This window comes from Mesorhizobium sp. RCAM 05099, assembly GCF_059683685.1.
Window position 1 is genome coordinate 3434356 of the sequence record NZ_CM185035.1, and the last position, 16938, is coordinate 3451293.

The window sequence follows — 16938 nt, forward strand, 5'->3', positions numbered from 1 at the left end:
TGCTGACTTAAGGTCAAAGAAACGGGCATTTTCCGAAGCGTCCGCCAGAAGGCTAATCCGCGCCTTCCTCGGGGTCCATCGCCGCTGCCTCGGTGGCCAGAACCTCGATTTCCTGGTTCTGTCCGGCCACGACCGTAAAATCCTTCTGGTAGATGCGGTCGCGGTTCTTGGCGATGATGGTGTAGTCGCCCTCGGCAAGCACCATGGAGGCGAAGGCGCCGACGGTTTCCTTGATCGGATCGCCGGATTCGTTGAGCAGCGACCAGGACGTGTCGGCGATTGCCTCGCCACCGGTTTCGCGCACCAGCTTCATCGTGATCTCGGCAGCGTGGTGCTCGACGGTGGCTTCCGTCAGCTTGCCTGCCTCGACGCGGATGTCGGAACGGATAACCGCGTTGACCGCGCCATAGGTAGAGACGACGTGGTAGATGCCGGCGTTGAGCCGAACGACAGTGTTGGGTTCGACGTCGGGGATGATCAGCGCGCGGTCGCCATTGGGCTCGGCGTGGCTTTCGTAGATCGAGAAGCGCAGATTCTTGGGCGGGATGCGCACTCCGCCAGACAGCACGGCGTCAAGTTTGAGCCCGCCGGCGTCGAGCACCAGGTTTTCGCGCTTGGTGTCCTTGCCGACGGTGATGCGCTTGGTGGCGCCGGCCCGGCCATAGGAGGCGTGAACCAGATAGCTGCCGGGTTCGAGCTGGAAGACGGCGGTGCCGCCATGCGCGGAAGCCACCATTGGCAATTTGCCGTTGACGGCTTCGGGCTTGAAGACGCGCCAGACGATGCCGCGGGTGATGTCGGAACCCTTGTCGGTCAGCTGGGCGGACAGCGTGATGGCGCCGCCGCCACCGAGCGCGAGCGGTGTTTCGTTTTTCGGCGTCGCATAGCTCGAAATGCCGGGCAGCTTCAGGTCGCTGATGCCGTCCTTTTGCTGTGCAACAGCCATCGGAACCGGCGCGATGAACAGCGCGGCACAGAGCCAGACCAGGAAAAGACGCAGTGTCCCCTCAAACATGCCTTGCGTTGAAGCCCAAGGCGGTGGCAATTTCAAGGCTTAAGAGTCCGATCGACAGGACTCTTCCGTCGGCGCTGCCCGCGCCAATGCCCGAGCCGCCCGTGTTCCCGATGGCGCGCTTCAGCTCAAAACAAGAGTTCTAGGAGACTTGCGCCCATGACGTCGCCGATCATCGACTTTCTGCTGACCCGAAATTCAGCGCCGATCCCGGAACTCAAGGAGCCGGCGCCGAATGAAGCGGACATCGCGACGATAATCGCCGCCGCCTCACGTGTGCCCGACCACGGCCGGCTCGAACCCTGGCGTTTCATCCTCTACCGTGGTGACGCGCGCGTCGAGATCGGCAGACAACTGGCTGCCCTTGCCGAACAGCGGGAAGGACCTTTGCCGGAGGGCCGCCGCAACCAGGAATTGGCGCGGTTCTCACGCGCACCGCTGGTCATCGGCGTCGTGTCGATCCCGAAAGAGAATCCCAAGATCCCGCAATGGGAAATGTTCCTGTCCGGCGGCATGGCGGCGATGAACCTGATGATCGCGGCCAACGCGCTGGGTTATGGCACCAACATGATCAGCAACTGGTATTCCGACGTGCCGGAGGGCAGGGCGCTGCTGGGGCTGGCGCCGCAGGAGCGCGTCATTGGCTTTGTCCATATCGGCTCCTATGCGGGCCCGGCACCGGAGCGGCCACGGCCAGATCCGGCAAAGCTTTACGGCGACTATTCGGGGCCGTGGGTGGGCTGAATGTTCTACGAGCCGTCAAAGGGCCATGGGCTGCCGCATGATCCGTCGAAGGCGATCGTGGCGCCGCGCCCGATCGGCTGGATTTCGACGCTGAACGCGGCCGGCGAGATCAATCTCGCGCCATATTCCTTCTTCAACGCCGTTTCGACCCGGCCTTTCATCGTCTGGTTCTCCTCCGAAGGCGAGAAGGACAGCGCTACCTTCGCCCAGGAAACCGGCGAGTTCGTCGCCAATCTCGTCAGTCGCGATCTCGCGGAGAAGATGAACCGCACCTCGGTCAGCGCACCGCGCGGCGTCAACGAGTTCGTCTATGCCGACCTTGCCATGGCGCCGTCGCGCCTCGTCGCGCCGCCACGCGTGGCGGCAGCACCGGCGGCGCTCGAATGCCAGGTGACGGAGGTCTTTCGGCCAAGGGGGCTCGATGGAACGCCGACGAGCGCTGTCGTCGTCGCAGGCGAAGTGGTCGGCGTGCACATCGACGATGCCTTCCTGAAGGACGGCCTGTTCGACATCACCAAGGCCGGCAACGTCGCTCGTCTCGGCTACATGGATTATGCCAGCGTCGACAAGGTGTTTTCGATGCGCCGGCCGCGCTGGGGCACGGACTGACCCGCCGATTCGGCCCGTCCGCAATCCCAATGCTTCAGTCGGGAAGGCCGGTATGCGGCCCTGAGCGATCGGCCGTGAAAAGGCGAAAGCGATTTCCCCTTTGTTAGAACACACGCTAAGAGAGCGGCTTCGGCGGTGCGTTGGGGTTGGCGCATCGACCTTGGGGATAGTGCGGGGCGCAGGCTACATGAAGAAACGAGACTCGCTGGGAACCCGGCTGCGCTACGGCTTTGACAAGAGCATGGCCGCCGGCCCGATCGCGCTGATCGGCTGGCTCGCCGTCGTTTCCCTGCTGATCATCATCGCCGCCGCGGGTTTCCTTGCGGTGACCCGCATCGCGCCGGAAGGCGGCGAGCCGCTGAACTTTGTCGAAGCGTTCTGGGAAGCGCTGATGCGCACGCTCGATTCCGGCACGATGGGCGGCGACACTGGTTGGGCCTTCCGTCTCGTCATGTTGTTGGTCACGCTGGCCGGCATCTTCGTCGTCTCGGCTCTCATCGGCGTGCTCAGCGCCGGCGTCGACAGCAAGCTCGATGAATTGCGCAAGGGCCGTTCGCGGGTGTTGGAGACCGACCACACCATCATCCTCAACTGGTCGCCGTCGATCTTCGACGTCATTTCCGAACTGGTCATTGCCAATGCCAGCCGCCGCCATCCGCGCATCGTCGTCATGGCCAATATGGACAAGGTCGAGATGGAGGACGAGATCGCGGCCAAGGTCGGCAAACTGGGCAACACGCGCATCATCTGCCGCAGCGGCGACCCGACCGATCTCTACGACCTGGCCATCGTCAATCCCCAGACCTCGCGCTCGGTCATCGTGCTGTCGCCAGCCGGCGACGATCCGGATTCGCAGGTCATCAAGACGGTGCTGGCGCTGGTCAACGACCCAAACCGGCGTGCCGACCCCTACAATATCGCGGCCGAGATCCGCGATGGCAAGAACGCCGAGGTCGCCCGCGTCGTCGGTGGCGCCGAGGTGCAGCTCGTGCTGGCCGACCAGCTGATCTCGCGCATCGTCGTGCATTCGAGCCGGCAATCGGGTCTGAGCGGCGTCTATTCGGAGCTGCTCGATTTCGACGGCTGCGAAATCTACACGATCGAGCAACCGGATCTCACCGGCAAGACCTTCGGCGAGGCGGTAATGGCGTTCGAGCACTGCACGCTGATCGGGCTTTGCGACGCCAAGGGGCGCGTCAGTCTCAACCCTTCGTCGAACCTCGTGATCGCCAGGGACATGCGCGCCATTATCATCGCCGAGGACGATGCCGCGATAAGGCTGGGAAGCGCTGGGATCAAGATCGACGCGGCGGCGATCCGCGGCCCGCGGCCCGTCGAGGCGAAGCCTGAGCGCATGCTGATCCTTGGTTGGAACCGGCGCGGCCCGATCATCACCTACGAACTGTCGCGCTACGTCGCGCCTGGTTCGATCCTGACCATCGCCGCCGATACGCCCGGCCTCCAGCAAGAAGTTGCCGAACTGCCGGTCGCCGGCGACAATCTGACGGTCAATTGCCGCGTCACCGACACGTCGAGCAGTACGGCGCTGGCAGGTCTCGACGTGCCTTCCTACGACCATGTGCTGGTGCTCGGCTACAGCGAAACCATGGCAGCACAGCCGGCCGACACGCGCACGCTGGTGACGCTGCTGCATCTGCGCAAGATCGCCGATGATGCCGGCCTGCACATCAGCATCGTCAGCGAGATGATCGATGTGCGCAACCGGGAGCTTGCGGCGGTGACCAAGGCCGATGACTTCGTCGTCAGCAACAGGCTGGTCAGCCTGATGCTGGCGCAGGCGTCCGAGAACCAACACCTCGCCGCGATCTTCGATGACCTGCTCGACGAGAAGGGTTCTGAAATCTACATGCGTCCGGTCGCCGACTATGTCGCCATCGACCGACCTTTGACCTTCTGGACGATCGCGGAATCGGCGCGGCTGCGCGGCGAGATCGCCATAGGTCACCGACGCATCCGCGCTGGAGACACCGACCAGCGGGCGCTGGGCGGGGTGACCGTCAACCCGCTGAAGTCGGAAGCGCTGGCCTATCTGCCGGAGGACCGGATCATCGTGCTGGCGCGAGACTGAGACTAAGCGGAAATCCCGGCTGCCCTGGCCCGAGCCAGAAGCCGTTCGGCCAGCCGCAGATGCGGTCGGTCGACCATCTTGCCGTCGATGCCGACGACGCCGGGGTTTCCCGCCGCGTGGAACGCCGCCACGATTGCCGCCGATTGTCTCACCGCCTCGGGCGAAGGCGTGAAAGCGGCGTTGATGACGGGCACCTGATCGGGGTGGATCGCCATCTTGCCGGTGAAGCCGTCGCGCTCCGCCTCGGCACATTCCGCTTCGAAGGCGGCCATGTCGCGAAAATTCGGAAAGACGGTGTCGATCGCCGCGACTTCCGCAGCAGCTGCCGCAAGGATGGTCGTCAGGCGCGCGTGGCGGAACACATCGGTGTAGCGGCCTCGCTCGTCGCGCGCCGCGCGCGCGCCGAGCGCCGCGGACAGGTCCTCTGCCCCCCAAGTAAGGCCGGCAAGTCGCGCGCTTGCTCCGGCATAGGTCGCCGCCGCCAGCACGCCCGCCGGTGTTTCGGTGATGATCGGCAGGATCTTGATCGCGCCGTCGGCCAAGCCGTTTTCGGCCTCACGAACCCTGAGCTTTGCCGAGAGATGCTGCACATCCTGGCCGCTGTTCGACTTCGGCAGCATGATGCCGTCGGGCCTGGCTGAAACGAGCGCCGCCAGATCGTCATCGGTCTGCCCGGTCGAAAGGTCGTTGACCCTGACATAGATCGCGGAGCCGGTTTGCGTCCTGTGGCTGGCAACGAAACGTGCCGCGATCTCGCGCGCCAGCACCTTGTTCTGGGGCGCCACGGAATCCTCGAGGTCGACGATGACCACGTCGGCGCCGGCGCCAAAGCCCTTCTCCAGCTTCCTCTCCGAATCACCGGGGACGAACAGCAGCGAACGCATCAGGCCGCCTTCTTCAGCATCATGGCCTGCCTGGTGCATTTGGCAACAAGGTCGCCATGCTGGTTGTAGGCGCGGTGCTCGAATTCGACGATGCCGCGATCAGGCTTCGATTTTGATTCACGCACCGAAATCACCGTTGTTTCGACGCGGATGGTATCGCCATGGAAAACCGGATGCGGAAACACGGTTTCCTTCATGCCGAGATTGGCGACCGTGGTGCCAACGGTGATGTCATTGACCGAAATGCCGATCATCAGGCCGAGCGTGAACAGCGAGTTGACCAGCGGCTTGCCCCATTCGCTTTTGGCGGCGAAGTCGAAGTCGATATGCAGCGGCTGCGGGTTCAGCGTCATCACCGAAAACAGCATGTTGTCGCTCTCGGTGACGGTCTTGCGCAGTGTGTGCTGGAAGACACGGCCGACGACGAACTCCTGGAGATAAAGCCCGGCCATTTTCCTTCTCCTCCGCTGCCTGACGGTTGATAGGCGCTGCAAACCACGCTCGCAAGCCAGTTAATGAACATGGTGAACCGTTCGTAAACCATTTCTGCCTACCGTCTCCGCGGGGCCAGAAGCATTCTGGTGAGGGGCATAGGCAGGCGGCATGGTCGTTTCGCATTTTTTGAGGTGGATTTGCACAGCCAGGGTCTCGGAGCGCGCCGCCGCGGCCAACGCGCTGGCTCGAGCCTATGTCAATTCCGACCTGCCTTTCGAGGATCGCTGCGCCGCCGAGGCGGCGCTGACGCTGCTGCTCGACGACGCCTCGTCAAAGGTGCGGCTGGCGATGGCCGAAGCGCTGTCCATGAGCCACCACGCGCCGCTGCAGATCATCAGCGCGCTGGCGTCCGACCAGCCGGAAGTCGCCGGCGTGGTGCTGGCCCGCTCGCCGCTGCTCACCGACGCCGATTTGATCAACCGCGTGGCCAGCAGTCCGAAAGTGACGCAAAAATTGATCGCCGATCGGCCGCTCGTCTCGATGGCGCTATCGGCGGCCATCGCCGAGATCGGCGAGGCGGAAGCCTGTGCCGTGTTGCTCGCCAACAGCGGCGCCGAGATCGCCTCGCTCAGCTTTCGCCGCATGGCCGAACGCCATGGGCACCTGCCTTTGGTGCGCGAGGCGCTGATATCAGACGCCCGCCTGCCTGCCGACTGCCGGCATATGCTGCTCGTCAAGCTCGGTGAAATGCTCAAGACGTCGCCGCTAGTCATGGCGTTGATGGGCGCCGCCCGGGCTGACCGGGTCATGCGCGACGCTTGCATCAAGGCCTCGGTGACGCTGATCGAAGGCACGCGTCAGGAAGAACATTCGGCGCTGATCGAACATCTGCGCCTGCGCGGCGATCTTACCGCCAGCTTCCTCATCCGCACCATCGCGCACGGCAAGGTCGATTTCTTCGGCTCGGCGCTGGTCGCGCTCAGCCAGCAGTCCGAACAAAGGGTCAGGGCGTTGCTCGCCGGCGGGCACGATGTGGCTCTGCAGGCGCTGTTTCGCAGCGCTGGCCTCGCCGCCGCCACGCATGCCGTCATCCTGCGGGCGCTGAAGATCTGGCGGGAGGTCGCCAACGGCAAGCGCGTCGCTGGAGTGCAGGAGGTCAGCTGGCTGATGCTCAAGGAAGTGGGCGGACAGTCGGCGGAAGGCGATCTCGCCGCCCTGGTCAAGTCGATCCATCTCGATGCTCTGCGTGAGAATGCGCGCGGCCATGCGCTGGCGATCGCGGCGGCTTAACCTTTATTCTTCGCGAAAAAGTCCGGGAAATCGTCCATCGCGGCGGCGATGATGCGCAGCGATGCCGCGATCTGCAGCAATTCACCGGTGTCGTTTCGCCGGGCGATGGACGCCGCATATTGGCGAGCGACGGCGACGGTCGCTGTCTGCGGATCGCCCGGAGCGCGGAAGAGCAACTCGCGCGCCAGCCCCTTCAGGAAGTTGGCGATCGAAAGCGCGGTCTCGGACGGGATGGCATGGCCTTGGCTTGCGCTACGCAGCCGCAGGATTTCGAGGCCGACCGTGACGGCGGCGACGCCGCCGCCCAGAACCGCATCGCCTTTCCTGCCGGCATTCTGCACCAGCGGCATCAGCTGGTTGATGCGGTCATAGGCGAGGCTCTCGAAGGCCGAACGCCTCGCCACGCGCTCATGCAGGCAAAGCCGCGCCAGATCCTCGCGCATGGCGCGCACGATGCGGTTGGCCGCCAGCCACGGATTAGCGGGCAGCACGACGATGAAGACACCGATTGCCAGCAGGATGCCGACCAGTATCGACGCCGAGCCGGCGAAGAACGGGCCAGGATCATAGGTCATCGCCTGATGCGGACTGAGGAAGGCGAGGAAGTTGATGGCGAAGGCCGTCGCCACGCCAACATAGCGCGGATTGGCCATGGCCGGGGCCGTTGGCACCAGGATGGGCACCACAAACAGCATGAACCAGCCGAAGCCGGGCAGGGCGGGCAACGCGATCTGGCCGACGAGAAAGGCAAAGGGCAAAGCGAGCAGCGTTCCCTTGAAGAAGCCCCAGGACACCTGGACCGGGTCCGGCCGCGCGGCAAACAGGCTCGATACGACGGCAACGAGGATGACGGTGCCGGCGGCTTCCGTCCATTTGGTCGTCAGCCAGAAAGCCGCGACCAGCAGCGTCGCGAGGGCGGCGCGTACGGCGTTGCGCGATGCGCCGGGGTAATCGCGGTGCACCACCAGAGCGGGCTGCCTGCTGCCCCGGACCGAGCGCACGGCAGGCGCGCGCAGGGCGTCGAGGCCGCGTAGGACCTGCTTGAGGGCCTCGGCGAAATCGGCGGCGATGATGAGGCGGGTGACGGTGCCGACCCTGTCATCACCCTGGTTGAACGATGCATCGGGCATCTGCCGTGCCTTGGTCGAGATCGCGTCGAGCCGTTCCACCCAGGGCGCCGTGTCGTCGAGCGCGCCCGGCTTGGCCGCCAGCTCGGTGACAAGGGCCTGCAACTCTGAGCGCACCGGTATGAGTGCCGCGTTCTTCGGAGCGGCGTGGGAATGCAGCGTGCGAGCCGCCGACAGGGCGGAGAGCAGTTGTCCGATGGTGCGCCGGACCGGATGGGCGCGCGGCGCGAAGCTCGGCGCTTCGAGCACGGCATAGGCGCGCATCTCGCCGAGCGTCTGGGTGTCGGCGACCAGCTTTCGATGCAGGCCGGAGAGCGTTGCCGCATCGCCTCCGGAGAACGCGCCGCCGGCATAGGTGGCGAGATCGAGAATGCAGCGCTTCAGCCGCGAGATGATGGCGTCGCTGGCCAGTTTTGGCAGGATCAGCCGGCTGGTCAGGCCAGCGCAGACGATACCGAGCACGATCTCGGTACAACGCGCGACCGTGAGATCGACAACGAGTTGCGGCTGTCCGAAGGAGGGCAAGCCAATGATCATCGCGGTGTAGCCGGCAAGGGCGGCACCGTAAGCTTCGGGATTGCGCAGCAGCGACGAGACGAAGGTGCAGATGCCGATCCAGACGGCAAGCACGGTCACCAGCACCCAGGGGTTGGCGCCAAAGACCGTGATAATGCCGATCGCGGCGACGCCGCCGGCAAGCGTGCCGAGCAACCGGTAGAAGCCTTTCGCAAGCACCATGCCGGCAACGGGTTGGGCGACGATGAACACCGTCATCATTGCCCATTGCGGGTGGTCGAGCTTGAGGGCGTAGGCGACCAGAAGCGCCATCAAGCCGGCCGAAACGGTGCGGAGGGCGAAAATCCAGTCCGAGCGCGTCGGCTGGGTCAGGGCGGCAAACCTCGCCACAAAACCGCTGCGCAGCCGGTCCCAGGTCAATCGCTCATCTCCGCACTCGACGCCAACAAGCTAGAGCAATCCCAGGAAAAGTGTGAAACGGTTTTCCCTGGAAGAGCGCACAGCGCTTTCCCTTGGGAATTGCGTCAGAACAAAGAGATAGGGCGGTTCGGCGCTTCCGTGAAACGATGAACCGCTCTGGAGCAGACGATGTTCAGATATCGAGCACTTCCGTCTCGGCGAATTCGGCGCGTTCCTGGATGAAGCGGAAGCGGGCTTCCGGCTTGGTGCCCATCAGTGCGTCGACCGCATCCTTGGTTGCCGCCTCGGCGTCGATCACGTCGATCCGAAGCAGCGTGCGCTTCCTCGGATCCATGGTGGTTTCCTTGAGCTGCGCGGCCATCATCTCGCCCAACCCCTTGAAGCGGCCAAGCTCGACCTTGCCGCGCCCGGTGAATTCGGTGCGCAGAAGCTCGTCCTTGTGCGCATCGTCACGGGCATAGGCGACCTTGCCGCCTTGCCTGATCGAGTAAAGCGGCGGTACCGCCAGGAAGAGGTGGCCACCACGCACCAGGGCCGGCATCTCCTGATAGAAAAAGGTAATCAGCAGCGAGGCGATGTGGGCGCCGTCGACGTCGGCGTCGGTCATGATGATGACGCGGTCGTAGCGCAAATCCTCATCACGGTATTTCGACCGTGTGCCGCAGCCGAGCGCCTGGATCAGGTCTGAAATCTGCTGGTTGCCGGCAAGCTTGTCGTTGCCGGCGCTGGCGACATTGAGGATTTTTCCGCGCAGCGGCAGCACCGCCTGGCTGGCGCGGTCACGCGCCTGCTTGGCCGAGCCGCCGGCCGAGTCACCTTCGACGATGAAGAGTTCGGCGCCGGCGGCGGCATTCTGCGTGCAGTCGGCGAGCTTGCCCGGCAGACGCAGTTTGCGCACCGCGCTTTTGCGCGACACTTCCTTTTCCTGGCGCCGGCGCACCCGCTCGTCGGCGCGGGCGATCACCCATTCGAGCAGCTTCGAGGCTTCCTGCGGATTGTCGGCCAGCCAATGGTCGAACGGATCGCGGATAGCGCTTTCGACAATGCGGATCGCCTCGATCGTCGCCAGCCGGTCCTTGGTCTGGCCGACGAATTCGGGCTCGCGGATGAACACCGACAGCATGCCGGCCGCCGAGATCATGACATCTTCCGAGGTGACGATCGAGGCGCGCTTGTTGCCGACGAGATCGGCATAGGCGCGCAGGCCCCGCGTCAGCACATTGCGGAAGCCGGCCTCGTGGGTGCCACCTTCACCGGTCGGGATGGTGTTGCAGTAGGAATTGATGAAACCATCGCCGCCGAACCAGGTCACCGCCCATTCGAGCGAGCCATGGCCGCCTTGCTTGTCGCTCTTGCCGGCGAAGATTTCGCGCGTCACCTGGAAGTCGTCGCCGAGCGATGCCTTTAGATAATCCTTCAGGCCGCCGGGAAAATGGAATTCCGCCTTGGCCGGCGTCTGGTCCTTTTCCTTGATCAGGGACGGATCGCAGGTCCAGCGGATTTCGACGCCGCCGAACAGATAGGCTTTCGAGCGCGTCATGCGGTAGAGCCGCGCCGGTTCGAACGCGGCGCCCTTGCCGAAAATCTGCTCGTCGGGATGGAACCGTATTTTTGTGCCGCGCCGGTTATGAACCTCGCCGAGTTGCTCCAGGCCGGTCACTGGAACACCACGCGAGAATTTTTGCCGATAAAGCTGTCGTCCCCGAGCAACCTCGACCTCGAGATGGTCCGACAGCGCGTTGACCACAGAAACGCCGACGCCATGCAGGCCGCCCGAGGTCTCGTAGACCTTCGAGTCGAACTTGCCGCCCGAGTGAAGCGTCGTCATGATCACTTCGAGCGCGGGTTTCTTGAATTTCGGATGCGGATCGACCGGGATGCCGCGGCCATTGTCGGTGACGGCGAGATAGCCGTCGGCGGAAAGTTCGACATCGATGAAGGTTGCGTGGCCGGCGACGGCCTCGTCCATCGAGTTGTCGATCACCTCGGCAAACAGATGGTGCATCGCCTTGTCGTCGGTGCCACCGATATACATGCCTGGCCGGCGACGCACCGGCTCCAGCCCTTCCAGCACTTCGATGTCGGCGGCACTATAGCCCTCGCTGCCATCCTTGGTCGCGGCGGGACGCTTGGTGGCCTGCACCAGCGGGTCCGCCGGGCGCGCCGGTGTGCGAACCGGTTGCGGCTGCTTGTCCAGATTGCCGAAGAGATCGTTGTTGTCGTCCATGCCTGCCATAGGGTCCGTGCTGCGAATCACCCCGTGATACTGCCACGCTTTTCAGCGCCGAGCGACCGAGGTTCCTGTTCCGTTCGGGGATCTGCCCGTCTTAACCCAAAACCATTCGATAACCAAGCTGGCGGAAATAGGTCCGATGCCACGTGCCAAGATTCCTGATTCTTTAACAATGCCGCCTAGCGTGAGCCCAACAAAACAAGAAACTGCGGGCATCAGGGGTTTCGGCGTGAGGGGCAAGGCCATAACGATGATCGGCATCGCTGCCGTTTTCGGCGCGATCTCGATTTTTGCCGCGGATTTCTGGGTCAAGAGCCAGGCCAAGGCCGATTCCGAGGAGAAGACGGCGTCGATCGCCCCTCCCGCGGCACCCAGGATCGAGTTCAAGACCATCGTGGTGGCGAGTGCCCCATTGCGTTATGGCATGGAACTCGACCGCGCGAAGCTCAGCGAAATCCCCTGGCCGCAGGATTCCTTGCCGCAAGGCGCCTTTGCCACCATCGACGGGTTGCTTGGCGAAGGCAGTCGCGTGGTGCTGTCGCCGATCGAGGTCAACGAACCGGTGCTGCTCACCAAGCTGTCGGGGGCAAATGGCCGCGCGACGCTTTCCAACATGCTGACGCCCGGAATGCGGGCGGTGACCATCCGCACCGACGAGATTGCAGGTGTCGGCGGCTTCGTCACCCCGGGCGACCGGGTTGATGTCGTGCTGACGCGCGACGCCGGCGAAATCCAGGAGGTGGCCAAGAACGCTCAAGGGGCGGCCGGTTCGACGATCACCTCCGAGATCGTCGTCGCCGACGCCAAGGTGCTGAGTGTCGGGCAGGGCGCGGACGTGCGCCAGACGACGCCGCAGATTGCCAATTCGGTGACCATCGAGGTGACGACCGACGGCGCGCAGAAAGTGGCGCTTGCCCGCACCGTCGGCACGCTGTCGCTGTCGCTCCGCTCGGCCAGCGAAGGCGGCGACGGCAACAACGGCGTCACCACCATCTCATCCTTCGGCGGGTCGGTGGCATCCAACGTCAAGGCGACGGCAGGATCACTGTTCGATGCCATGCCGAAGGAGCCGGAGAAGCCAAGGTTCAAGACGATTATCGTAACGCGCGGCACGAAGGCCGAGGAATATCAGGTTCCTTCACGGGACCAGAAATAGAAGCCAGTGGGGACTGGGTGAGGGACGGGACAATGCTCGGGCTGATCACGTATCGGACTATGGGAAGGTTGCGCGTTTTGCGTAGCCTGGCTGTCGCGGCTTCGCTGGCCGCTGCCGCGACGCTGGCTTTCGGCGCCCCGGCCAGGGCCGACAACGACATCGTCTATGTGTCGTCGACCAAGAATGCCTCGATAAAGGTGGCGAAGGGCAAACCGAAAACCATCATGACGAGCGCTGCCTTCTACCAGATCGTCATCGGCGATCCGGAGATCGCCAACGTCAATCCGCTGACCGACAAGTCCTTCTATGTGCTCGGCAATAACCTCGGCACCACCGGCGTCGCTTTGTTCGATCAGAACAAGCAGCTTGTCGGCACCATCGACATCGAGGTGACGCTCGACACCGACCAGTTGGCGAGCACGATCCGCGCCAGCGTGCCGGACGCCAGGATCAAGGTCGGCTCGGCCAATGGCCGTGTCGTGCTGTCGGGCGAGGCGGATGACGCGGTCGCCGCCGAAAAGGCGAACAAGATCGCGACGCGGTTTTCCGGCAACGAGGAAGTGATCAACTCGGTCAACATCTCGTCCTCGCAGCAGGTCCAGCTCAATGTCCGCTTCGTCGAGATCAACCGCCAGGCGGGCCAGGATCTGGGTGCCAAATACAGCGCCAATTTCGCCTATGGCATTGGCGGGCGCGACGTCACGCTCGATCCGGGTTCGGTGCCGGCCGCCGGCACCGGTGAGATCATCGGCCGGCTTTTGTCGAACGGCGTATCGATCGATATTGCCATCAAGGCGCTGGAAGAGCGCGGCTTGGCCCGGCGGCTGGCCGAGCCGAACCTTATCGCCCGCTCCGGCGAGACGGCCAGCTTCCTCGCCGGCGGCGAATTCCCGATCCCGGTCTCCGAGGACAACGGCAAGATTTCCGTCAGCTACAAGAAATACGGCGTCAGCCTGGATTTCACCCCGACGGTGCTCAAGGATGGGCTGGTCAGCCTGGACATCGCGCCGGAAGTCTCCTCGATCGACGCCTCGGCCTCCTACAACATCGGCAGCATTTCGGTGCCCGGCTTCATCGTGCGGCGCGCCAAGACATCGGTCGACCTGAAGAACGGCCAGAGCTTCATGATCGCCGGATTGCTGCAGTCGCAGAACGACATCACCACGTCGCGCATTCCCGGCCTCGGCAAGATGCCGGTGCTTGGAGCGCTGTTTTCGTCGAAATCTTATCAGCGGCGCGAGACCGACCTGGTCATCATCGTCACGCCCTACCTGGTCAAACCGGTCGACCCGTCGAAGAAGCTCGTCGAACCGACCGACGGCACGCAGCCGGCCAGCAACGTCGATTATTTCCTCAACAACACCGAGGAAGTGAAGGGCTCCGATCCCGGCCGCACTGTCGCGTTGGCCGATGGCCGGGTCATGCAACCCGCGGCGGCCACCACGGCCGGCCATTTTCTCGACCTTCCAAAGGATTGAAGTCATGCGTCTGGTTCGAGGATTGGGCTTCACCCTGTTGCTTGCCGGCTTCGCCGCGGGCTGCACCAGCGACGACTATGTACGCAGCGAAGGGGTGACGACGGACGCCGGCAACGCACAGGCCGCGAACACCGTCATGCAGATGGTCGATCCGTGGAAATACGGCGTCCAGAACACCAGGCTCCTGGTACCCGCCCAGCGCGACAGCGCGGCGGCCGTAACCCCCGATCAGGCGGCCAGTGCGAAGGCGTCACAGAATACCACAACCAACTGATCCAACGGTCGACTGACCTGACAGGCTGACAAGAATGGCAAACGGCACCAAGACCAGGAAGATCCTGCTCATATCGACCGACAGGACGTTTGTGCAGGATACGCGGACCGCATTCGCCTCCTCCGAGATCATCCAGCTTGCGACCGTGGAAAAGAATGTCAGCGAACTGCGCGGCGAGATCCAAGAGGCCGATTTCGGCGTGATCATCGTCGACATGGATGCGGCAAAACTGGAGGAGGTCGAGTCGCTGCAGCGCATCATGCGCCGGCTGGAGGGCAAGGTGCCTGTTGTCGTCGTCACCCAGGAATTCAACGCGGCCGCGGTGCGCATCCTCGTGCAGCTCAAGGTCGCGGATTTCCTGGTCAAGCCGATCGGCACCGCCGACCTCGTGCGTTCCGTCGTCCGTGCGCTGCAAGGGCCTGGGCGCGAGGAAAACACCGAGTCGCAGATCTACACCTTCATGCCGGCCGCGGGCGGCGTCGGAACCACGACGCTGGCGTTGCAAACTGCTTTCCAGTTGCATCACTCGGTGACGCGCGGCGCCTCGACCTGCGTGGTCGACCTCAATTTCCAGCAGGGCGCCTGTGCCGAATATCTCGACCTCGAACCGCGCTTCGACATCACCGAGATCGAGAACCAGCCCGAGCGCCTCGACCGGCAACTGCTCGACGTGATGCTGTCCAAGCATGCCAGCGGGCTTTGCGTGCTGGCGGCGCCGACGCATCCCGCCGAGATGCGCTCGTTCAAGACCGATGTCGTGGTGCGTATGCTGGATCTCGTCTCGGCGTATTTCGACAATGTCGTCATCGACATGCCACGCACCTGGTTTCCGTGGACGGAGACCGTGCTGCTCGGTTCCAACAAGCTCTACATCGTCGCCGAAATGACGGTGCCGTGCCTGCGCCACACGCAGCGGCTGATCCAGGCGGTCTATGAGACCGTGGGCAAGGAAGTGAAGCCGAACGTCATCGTCAACCGTTTCGAGCAGAAGATGTTCGACAATGGCATCAAGCAAGCCGACGTCCAGGAGATCCTTGGCGAGCATTTCGTCGGCGGCATTTCGAACAACTACCGTCTGGTGCGTGAGGCGGTCGACCGTGGCGTGCCGCTGCACGAGATCGATCCGAACGCCAATGTCATCAACGACCTGAAGAAGATCATCCTGCCAGAGGAAGCGGTCCCAACCCGGACGAAATCGCGTTCGCTGTTTGGCATGGGCAGGGAATTGCTGAAGAGGAAAGCAGGATGAGCAGCCGCTTCTCCACCCTGCAGAACCGCGATGCGCGTCCGCAGCGCGCTGCCGAGCCAACGCCGGTCGCGCATAATGCCGTCGTCATCCCGACGAGCCGAAAGGCCTTGCCGGCAAAGCCGGAAGCAGCGCCTGCGAAGAATGCCAACAAGGTGCTCGATGCTCGCGTGCGCATCCACCGGCTGCTGCTCGAGGAGATCAATCTTGTCGCGTTGGAGCGTCTGCCCAAGGATGAGATGCGCCGCCAGGTGCATGATTTCGTGTCGGAAAAAACCAAGCAGGAGCGGATGGCGATCAACACCGCCGAGCTTGGCGCGCTGGTCGACGACATTGTCGACGAGATGGTTGGTCTCGGCCCGCTGGAGCCGCTGCTCAAGGATCCCGACATCAATGACATCCTGATCAACGGCCATCAGAACTGCTTTGTCGAAAAGAAGGGCAAGCTGCAGCAGGTTCACATTCCGTTCAAGGACGAGGCGCATCTCTTGCGCATCATCAACAAAATCGTTGCAGCTGTCGGCCGCCGCGTCGATGAATCCCAGCCGATGGTCGACGCGCGCATGCTGGACGGCTCGCGTTTCAACGCCGCCATCCGGCCGGTCGCCGTCGACGGGCCGCTGGTGTCGATCCGCAAGTTCTCCAAGAATAAGCTCGGCCTGCACAAGCTGGTCGAATTCGGCGCCATCACCCAGAACATGGCCGAAGTGCTGGCCGCGGCGGTCCACGCCCGCAAGACGACGATCATTTCGGGTGGTACCGGCACCGGCAAGACGACCATGCTCAACGCGCTGTCGGCCTTTATTCCCGAAGACGAGCGGCTGATCACCATCGAGGACGCGGCCGAGTTGCAGTTGCAGCAGCCGCATGTCGCGCGCATGGAGACGCGCCCGGCCAACATCGAAGGCCATGGCGAACTGAAGCAGCGCGATCTCGTCAAGAACGCACTGCGCATGCGTCCCGACCGCGTCATTCTCGGGGAGTGCCGCGGCGAAGAAGCCTTCGACATGCTGCAGGCGATGAATACAGGCCACGAAGGATCGATGGCGACCATCCATGCCAACACGCCGCGCGACGCCATTTCGCGCCTTGAGCAGATGCTTGGCATGACCGGCATGCCGATGACGGTGCAATCGATCCGCAGTCAGATCGCCAGCGCACTCGACCTTATCGTCCAGCTGACACGCCTGTCCGACGGCAAGCGCAAGGTGACCAGCGTCGCCGAGGTGACCGGCATGGAAGGCGACGTCATCCAGATGCAGGAGATCTTCCGCTTCGTGCGCACCGGCATGGAGGCCGACGGCAAGATCCTCGGTTACTACGAGGCGACCGGCATCCGGCCGCGTTTCCTCGAGGATCTGCGCGCCATGGGCATCGAATTCCCCGGGCGATACTTCGAACCCGGCCGGCCGCAGGAGTAGCCAA

At 63.6% G+C, this 16938-nt stretch carries 14 protein-coding genes; 9 read left to right on the forward strand and 5 right to left on the reverse strand.

Features of this window, described 5'->3' with window-relative positions; translation table 11 throughout:
• Nucleotides 1–52: 52 nt before the first annotated feature.
• Entirely contained in the window at nt 53–1015 is a 963-nt protein-coding gene (locus AC56QQ_RS16880) for an RgsD C-terminal domain-containing protein (protein ID WP_497128764.1), read from the reverse strand.
• Between the two features lie 156 nt (nt 1016–1171).
• Here AC56QQ_RS16880 and AC56QQ_RS16885 point away from each other — a divergent pair, with 156 nt between their 5' ends.
• From AC56QQ_RS16885 to AC56QQ_RS16895, 3 genes are all read left to right on the forward strand, one after another.
• Complete coding sequence (locus AC56QQ_RS16885) at nt 1172–1756, forward strand: nitroreductase family protein (protein ID WP_497128766.1); 585 nt, start codon at nt 1172–1174, stop codon at nt 1754–1756.
• Complete coding sequence (locus AC56QQ_RS16890; RefSeq protein WP_497128768.1) at nt 1757–2365, forward strand: flavin reductase family protein; 609 nt, start codon at nt 1757–1759, stop codon at nt 2363–2365.
• Between the two features lie 187 nt (nt 2366–2552).
• A complete protein-coding gene (locus tag AC56QQ_RS16895; protein WP_497128770.1) occupies nt 2553–4454 on the forward strand; it encodes a CASTOR/POLLUX-related putative ion channel in 1902 nt (633 codons plus the stop codon).
• Nucleotides 4455–4456: 2 nt separating this feature from the next.
• Here AC56QQ_RS16895 and AC56QQ_RS16900 read toward each other — a convergent pair whose 3' ends face one another.
• Together AC56QQ_RS16900 and AC56QQ_RS16905 are read right to left on the reverse strand one after the other, a co-directional pair.
• The gene (locus AC56QQ_RS16900; protein ID WP_497128772.1) at nt 4457–5338 is read right to left on the reverse strand and encodes an HpcH/HpaI aldolase/citrate lyase family protein; all 882 of its coding nucleotides are present in this window, start codon (nt 5336–5338) and stop codon (nt 4457–4459) included.
• The gene (locus tag AC56QQ_RS16905; RefSeq protein WP_497128774.1) at nt 5338–5790 is read right to left on the reverse strand and encodes a MaoC family dehydratase; all 453 of its coding nucleotides are present in this window, start codon (nt 5788–5790) and stop codon (nt 5338–5340) included. Before AC56QQ_RS16905 ends, AC56QQ_RS16900 begins: the two co-directional genes overlap by 1 nt.
• A 151-nt stretch (nt 5791–5941) precedes the next feature.
• Here AC56QQ_RS16905 and AC56QQ_RS16910 point away from each other — a divergent pair, with 151 nt between their 5' ends.
• On the forward strand, nt 5942–7063 hold the full coding sequence (locus AC56QQ_RS16910) for a DUF2336 domain-containing protein (RefSeq protein ID WP_497128776.1): 1122 nt from the start codon (nt 5942–5944) through the stop codon (nt 7061–7063).
• On the opposite strand, the gene AC56QQ_RS16915 is transcribed toward AC56QQ_RS16910, so the two are convergent.
• Both AC56QQ_RS16915 and parE read right to left on the reverse strand, forming a co-directional pair.
• Entirely contained in the window at nt 7060–9126 is a 2067-nt protein-coding gene (locus tag AC56QQ_RS16915) for an FUSC family protein (protein WP_497128778.1), read from the reverse strand. The genes AC56QQ_RS16910 and AC56QQ_RS16915 overlap by 4 nt on opposite strands.
• Before the next feature lie 172 nt (nt 9127–9298).
• A complete protein-coding gene (gene parE, locus AC56QQ_RS16920; RefSeq protein ID WP_256750471.1) occupies nt 9299–11353 on the reverse strand; it encodes a DNA topoisomerase IV subunit B in 2055 nt (684 codons plus the stop codon).
• A gap of 235 nt (nt 11354–11588) precedes the next feature.
• Between parE and cpaB the strand changes: the two genes are divergently transcribed.
• Genes cpaB through AC56QQ_RS16945 form a run of 5 tightly spaced genes read left to right on the forward strand, consistent with a single transcriptional unit; the run spans nt 11589 to nt 16934 of the window.
• Nucleotides 11589–12515 (forward strand): Flp pilus assembly protein CpaB, encoded by a 927-nt coding sequence (gene cpaB / locus AC56QQ_RS16925; protein ID WP_497128780.1) that lies wholly within the window; start codon nt 11589–11591, stop codon nt 12513–12515.
• 59 nt (nt 12516–12574) lie between these two features.
• Nucleotides 12575–13993, forward strand: coding sequence for a type II and III secretion system protein family protein (locus tag AC56QQ_RS16930; protein ID WP_489863457.1), 1419 nt, complete (start codon nt 12575–12577; stop codon nt 13991–13993).
• 4 nt (nt 13994–13997) lie between these two features.
• Nucleotides 13998–14267: a hypothetical protein gene (locus AC56QQ_RS16935; RefSeq protein WP_497128782.1), complete on the forward strand. Its 270-nt coding sequence runs from the start codon at nt 13998–14000 to the stop codon at nt 14265–14267.
• Nucleotides 14268–14301: 34 nt separating this feature from the next.
• Complete coding sequence (locus tag AC56QQ_RS16940) at nt 14302–15516, forward strand: CpaE/TadZ family protein (protein WP_489861773.1); 1215 nt, start codon at nt 14302–14304, stop codon at nt 15514–15516.
• Complete coding sequence (locus AC56QQ_RS16945) at nt 15513–16934, forward strand: TadA family conjugal transfer-associated ATPase (protein WP_489861772.1); 1422 nt, start codon at nt 15513–15515, stop codon at nt 16932–16934. The genes AC56QQ_RS16940 and AC56QQ_RS16945 overlap by 4 nt, the downstream gene beginning before the upstream one ends.
• Nucleotides 16935–16938 lie beyond the last annotated feature (4 nt).

Bases quoted from the DNA above. Each gene is read 5' to 3' on its own strand.
- AC56QQ_RS16940 (WP_489861773.1), top strand. From the start codon at position 14,302: ATGGCAAACGGCACCAAGACCAGGAAGATCCTGCTCATATCGACCGAC.
- AC56QQ_RS16905 (WP_497128774.1), bottom strand. From the start codon at position 5,790: ATGGCCGGGCTTTATCTCCAGGAGTTCGTCGTCGGCCGTGTCTTCCAG.
- AC56QQ_RS16885 (WP_497128766.1), top strand. From the start codon at position 1,172: ATGACGTCGCCGATCATCGACTTTCTGCTGACCCGAAATTCAGCGCCG.
- AC56QQ_RS16900 (WP_497128772.1), bottom strand. From the start codon at position 5,338: ATGCGTTCGCTGCTGTTCGTCCCCGGTGATTCGGAGAGGAAGCTGGAG.
- AC56QQ_RS16910 (WP_497128776.1), top strand. From the start codon at position 5,942: ATGGTCGTTTCGCATTTTTTGAGGTGGATTTGCACAGCCAGGGTCTCG.
- AC56QQ_RS16935 (WP_497128782.1), top strand. From the start codon at position 13,998: ATGCGTCTGGTTCGAGGATTGGGCTTCACCCTGTTGCTTGCCGGCTTC.
- AC56QQ_RS16880 (WP_497128764.1), bottom strand. From the start codon at position 1,015: ATGTTTGAGGGGACACTGCGTCTTTTCCTGGTCTGGCTCTGTGCCGCG.
- AC56QQ_RS16945 (WP_489861772.1), top strand. From the start codon at position 15,513: ATGAGCAGCCGCTTCTCCACCCTGCAGAACCGCGATGCGCGTCCGCAG.
- AC56QQ_RS16930 (WP_489863457.1), top strand. From the start codon at position 12,575: ATGGGAAGGTTGCGCGTTTTGCGTAGCCTGGCTGTCGCGGCTTCGCTG.
- AC56QQ_RS16895 (WP_497128770.1), top strand. From the start codon at position 2,553: ATGAAGAAACGAGACTCGCTGGGAACCCGGCTGCGCTACGGCTTTGAC.
- AC56QQ_RS16890 (WP_497128768.1), top strand. From the start codon at position 1,757: ATGTTCTACGAGCCGTCAAAGGGCCATGGGCTGCCGCATGATCCGTCG.
- parE (WP_256750471.1), bottom strand. From the start codon at position 11,353: ATGGACGACAACAACGATCTCTTCGGCAATCTGGACAAGCAGCCGCAA.